1 protein-coding gene is annotated in these 4,546 nt (G+C 68.5%); it reads left to right on the top strand.

The genetic code is table 11. From position 1 onward, the window contains the following. Window positions 1-4,546, top strand: a 4,546-nt coding sequence (locus R3355_RS24195; protein WP_318963679.1) for a condensation domain-containing protein, incomplete at both ends; no start/stop codon positions are given.

Raw genomic sequence — 4,546 nt, 5'->3', positions numbered from 1 at the left:
GCATCCGCTTAATCTGGCCTATCTGATCTACACCTCAGGCTCCACCGGCCAGCCCAAGGGTGTGGCGGTCAATCACGCCGGCCTGAGCATGCATGTGCAGTGCATCGGCCAGCGCTACGGCATGACCCCGGAGGATGTGGAGCTGCATTTCGCCTCGATCAGCTTCGACGGCGCGGTGGAGCGCTGGACCGTACCGCTGGCCTTTGGCAGCCGCCTGGTAATCCGCGATCAGCAGCTATGGAGCGCCGAGCAGACCTGCCAGGTGCTGCAGGACGAAGGCGTCACCATCGCCATCTTTCCGCCCAGCTATGCGGTGCAGTTGCTCGACTGGATCGAGTCGCAGTCACTTACGCTCAATGTTCGTTCCTGGACCCTGGGCGGCGAAGCCTTTACCCGCGAGACCTACGAGCGCATGCAGCGGGTGTTGAAACCCACACGCATCGTCAACGGCTACGGCCCCACCGAAACCGTGGTCACCCCGCTGATCTGGGAAGCCTTTGCCGGTGATGAGCTGGAGGCTGCCTACGCCCCCATCGGTACCCCGGTCGGTCCACGGCGCTGCTATGTGCTGGATAGCGAACTCAATCTGCTGCCGATCGGCGTGGCCGGCGAGCTGTATATCGGTGGCGAAGTCGGCCTGGCCCGCGGTTATCACCAGCGCCCGGATCTGACCGCCGAGCGCTTCTTGCCCGATCCCTTTGGCGAACCCGGCGAGCGGATGTACCGCACGGGCGATCTGGTGCGCTGGCGCGAGGACGGTGCCCTGGATTACCTGGGCCGGGTCGACCATCAGGTGAAGATCCGCGGCTTCCGCATCGAGCTGGGCGAAATCGAAAGCCAGCTGCTGGCCCAGCCGCAAATCGCCGAAGCGGCGGTGGTGGCCCGCGATACGCCGAGCGGCAAGCAGTTGGTCGGCTATCTCGTTGGCCGCGGCGAGCTGGATCTAAGTGAGATCAAACAACGGCTGGCGGCGCAGCTGCCGGACTATATGCTGCCGGCGCAACTGCTGCAGCTGGACAGCCTGCCGCTGACCCCGGCGCGCAAACTGGACCGCGCGGCATTGCCGGAGCCGCAGTGGCAGAGCGCGGATTACCAGGCACCGCAGGGCGATAACGAACGAATCCTCGTGGCGATCTGGCAGCAGGTGCTGGGTGTCGAGCGGGTAGGCCGCAGCGATCACTTCTTCGAGCTGGGCGGCGACTCCATCGTTGCGTTGCAGGTGGTCAGCCGTGCACGTCAGCAGGGTCTGGGCCTGACGCCCAAGGATGTATTCCAGCAGCAGACATTGGCCGAGCTGGCCGCGGTGGCCCGCGAGGTAAGCGCGCCGCGCGCCGAACAGACGCCTATTGCCGGCCCGGCGCCCTTGCTGCCGATCCAGGCGCGCTTGCTCGAACGCGAAGGCCTGGCCGCCTGCAACCAGTACCTGCTGTTCGAGCTGGGCGAGCCTTTCGAGCCGGCGCTGCTGGAGCGGGCGTTGCAGGCGCTGGTACGGCATCACGATGCCTTGCGCCTGCGCTACTCGTGCGGTGGTGATGGCGGCTGGCAGCAATGGCATGCTTCGCCGACCGAGGCCGGCGCTCAGACCCTGCTGCAGGAGTACCAGGCTAGCGACCATGCCGACGCCGAGGCGCGCTGCCGCGAGGTCCAGAGCAGCCTCGACCTGCAGCAGGGCCCGCTGCTGCGGGCGCTCTATCTGCGCCAGGCCGGCCAGCGTGACCGCCTGCTGCTGACCATCCATCACCTGGCCGTGGACGGCGTGTCCTGGCGCGTGCTGCTGGAGGATCTGCCGCGTGCCTATAGGCAGTTGCAGGCCGGTCAGCCCTTGCAACTGGCGGAAAAAACCAGCGCCTTCAGGGACTGGGGCGAACGTCTGCAGGCCTGGAGCGAGAGCGACGCGGTGCAGGCCCAACACGGGTTCTGGTCGGCGCAGGAACAGGCGGTTGGCGCCTTGCCGACGATGAGCGCGACCCTGGCCCGTGAAGGCCAGCGCCAACGCCTGAGCCTGAAACTGGCGGCCGAGCCGACCCGCGAGCTGTTGCAGGGTGCGCAGCAGGCCTATCGCCTGCGCGCCGACGAGGTGTTGCTGAGCGCACTGGCGCGGGTGCTCTGCGCCTGGAGCGAACAGCCGACCCTCAGCCTGCACCTGGAAAGCCATGGCCGCGCGCCGCTGTTCGAGGACATCGACCTGAGTCGCACGGTCGGCTGGTTCACCAGCCTCTATCCGCTGAACCTGCGGCCGGCGGCCGATCTGCCGGGCAGCCTCAAGGCGATCAAGGAACAGCTGCGCGCGGTGGCCGATGGCGGCTTGGCTTATGGCTTGCTGCAACAGCAGGGCGCGCTGGCCGGGGTGAAGCCGCAACTGTTGTTCAACTACCTCGGGCAGTTCGAAGGAACCGGCGCCGGCGCGTTGCAGGTGCTCGACGCCGGCCTCTGGCGTGAGGCCGATGCAACCCTGGATGCGCCCCTGGTGATCAATGCCGAGCAGCGCGACGGCGGCCTGCAGCTGCATCTGGATTTCTGCCCCGGGCATTGGCAGCGCGCCACTCTGGAGGGCCTGCTGCAGCGTCTGCATACCGAGCTGCAGGCGATCCGCGCCCATTGCCTGAATGCGCCGCGTTGCCTGACGCCCAGCGATGTCGCCCTGGCCGGCCTCGATCAGGCGGCGCTCGACGCCTTGCCGGGGGTCGAGGACATCTACCCGCTGTCGCCGCTGCAGCAGGGCCTGCTGTTCCACAGCCAGCTGGGCGACTCCGCCAGCAGCTACGTCAACCAGCTGGTGCTGCCGCTCAGCGGGCTGGTGCCCGAGCGCCTGCGTCAGGCCTGGCAGCAGGTGCTGCAACGCCATGCCATGCTGCGCGTGCGCATCGTCGCGGGCGAGCCGCCGTTGCAGACGGTGCAGGCCCAGGTCGGCTTGCCCTGGCAGCAACTCGACTGGCGTGAGCCGCAACCGCTCGTCGACGGGGATTTTCAGGCGCGCCTCGACGCTCTCTGCCTGGCCGAGCGCGACCGCGGCTTCGACCTGGCCGAGGCGCCGCTGCTGCGCCTGCTGCTGGTGCAGCGCGACGATCAAGGATTCGTGCTGGTCTGGACCCTGCACCATCTGCTGCTCGACGGCTGGAGCACCGGGCTGCTGCTCGGCGAGGTGCTGGCGCTGTACCACGGCGACAGCCTGGCGCCGCCGCGTGGCCAGTTCCGCGCGCATATCGCCTGGCTGGCGCAGCAGGACGCGGCCGCCAGCGAAGCCTTCTGGCGCCCGCAGTTGCAGCGCCTCGACGCGCCGACCCGGGTCGCCGGCAGCCTGCCGTGCCGCAGCCCCGGCAGCGGCCATGTGCGCCATCCGCTGGCGCTCAGCAGCGAGCTGCAGCGGCGCCTGCGCAGCTTCGCCCAGCGTCAGGGCCTGACCCTCAACAGCCTGATCCAGGGCGCCTGGGCGTTGCTGCTCAGTCGCCTGACCGGCAAGCGTGCGCTGTGCTTCGGCACTACGGTGGCGGGGCGCCCGGCGGATCTGCCGGGCGCCGAGCAGATCGTCGGCCTGTTTATCAATACCCTGCCGGTGGTGGTCGAGCTGCCGCCGGGGCAGGCGCTCGGCGCCTGGCTGACGGCCTTGCAGCAACACAACCTGGCCCTGCGCGAACACCAACACACGCCGCTGTACGATCTGCAACGCTGGGCCGAATTCGGCGGCGAGGCGCTGTTCGACAACCTGGTGGTGTTCGAGAACTACCCCCTGGGCGATGCGTTGCGGCAAGCCGAACGCGGCGACCTGCGCCTGGGTACGCCGCACAGTCATGAGTTCACCCATTACCCCCTGGCCCTGGCGGTATTGCCGGGCGATGCCCTGAACCTGCTGCTGGCCTATGACAGCGCGCGTTTCGATGGGGCGGCGATTGCCCGGATCGAGGCGTTGCTGCGGCAGGCCCTGGAGCAGTTGCTGGGCGACGTGTCACGGCCGCTGGCGGCATTGCAGCTGCTGGATAACGCCGAGCAGCAACGCCTGGCCGTGTGGAACCAGTGCCGGCAAGCCCATGACCCGACCCGCCTGCTGCCCGCGCTGATCGCCGCACAGGCGCGTCTGCGTCCCGACGCCATCGCCCTGGTGCATGGTGGCGAGCGCCTCAGCTATGCCGAGCTGGAAGCCCAGGCCAGCCGCCTGGCCCATCTGCTGATCGAACGCGGCGTCGGCCCGGAGGCGCGGGTCGGACTGTCCCTGGAGCGCGGCAACGCGATGATCGTCGGCCTGCTGGCGATCCTTAAAGCCGGCGGCGCCTTCGTCCCCCTGGACCCCGGCTACCCGCGCGAGCGCCTGGCCTATATGGTCGAGGACTCGGGCCTGCAATGGCTGGTCACCAGCAGCGACCTGGCCGGGCGGCTGCCGGCCGTGGACACGCTGTGCCTGGATCAGCTCGATCTGTCGGCTTACCCATCATCGGCGCCCGCTGTCGCGCTGCATCCGCTTAATCTGGCCTATCTGATCTACACCTCAGGCTCCACCGGCCAGCCCAAGGGTGTGGCGGTCAATCACGCCGGCCTGAGCATGCATGTGCAG

Origin of the sequence: Pseudomonas sp. (assembly GCF_033723075.1) — a bacterium.
Taxonomy (GTDB): Bacteria; Pseudomonadota; Gammaproteobacteria; order Pseudomonadales; family Pseudomonadaceae; genus Aquipseudomonas.
Note: the sequence above shows the minus strand (reverse complement) of the source record. Positions and strands in the feature narration are given on the sequence as shown.